Origin of the sequence: Geminisphaera colitermitum TAV2, from assembly GCF_000171235.2 — a bacterium.
GTDB lineage: Bacteria > Verrucomicrobiota > Verrucomicrobiia > Opitutales > Opitutaceae > Geminisphaera > Geminisphaera colitermitum.
The window spans coordinates 1-748 of record NZ_ABEA03000030.1 but is presented as its reverse complement, the minus strand read 5'-3'; the positions used below and the strand labels follow the sequence as shown (position 1 = coordinate 748).

The following is a 748-nucleotide window of genomic DNA, read 5'->3' as shown; positions in this document are numbered from 1 at the left end:
GGGGGGGGGGGGATGTGGTTGGGCCGCTGTCAGCGGTCGAGGGTCTCAGGATCGAAAGCGGGTCGGCACCGGAGAGGATGCGGCGTAGAAATTCCTGCCAGCGTGTCCGCTGGGCGGTGCTGGTTCCGGCTTCGAGCCAGAGCATGAGGGGTCTGGACGCGATGATGAGGGCGGTTTCGTCGTTGGTAGGGGCGGGTCGCCAGTGGAGCAGGGCGGCAAGCGGGGGGGCGGCGGGGAGGGCGGTGGCTTGCTGGCGCCAGGCGTCGTACATGGCGGGGATGGCGCGTTCGAGCATGAGTTGGGCGCCCGCGTATTCGAGCCAGCGGGGGAGGCGGGCGTGGACAGCGGCTCCGTGCCAGGCGATGGCTTGCCGGAGGAGGAGGCCTTGGACGAGTCCGCGTCGGATGACGAGGTCGAGATCGTCGTCCTCCTTGCCCGTCGCGCCAGTGCCGGCAGTGGTATCCGGAAGGCGGATGCGCACGCTGACGAATCCGTTGGCCTCGGCGGTGGTTTGGATGTCAGGGGAGGGGGCTGTGTCGGGGTCGGAGGGGGCGGCGGACCATTGCGCGGCGGGAATCAGGCGCACGCGGATGGCGTCGGGATAGGCTTCGGGCAGCGCGAGCGGGCGGCGGAGGGTTTCCCAAGCGAGCGTGCCCCATTGGATGGCGGCGTTGCCGGCGCGCGGGTCGAGTGCCACGATTTCAAAGCGTCCGGGCGCGGTGACATAAAGCGATGGCACCTCAACGGC

Annotated in this window: 1 pseudogene; it reads right to left on the bottom strand. The window is 69.9% G+C overall.

From position 1 onward, the window contains the following. Window positions 1–748: pseudogene (locus OBACDRAFT_RS03680) on the bottom strand (hypothetical protein); the annotation flags it as partial.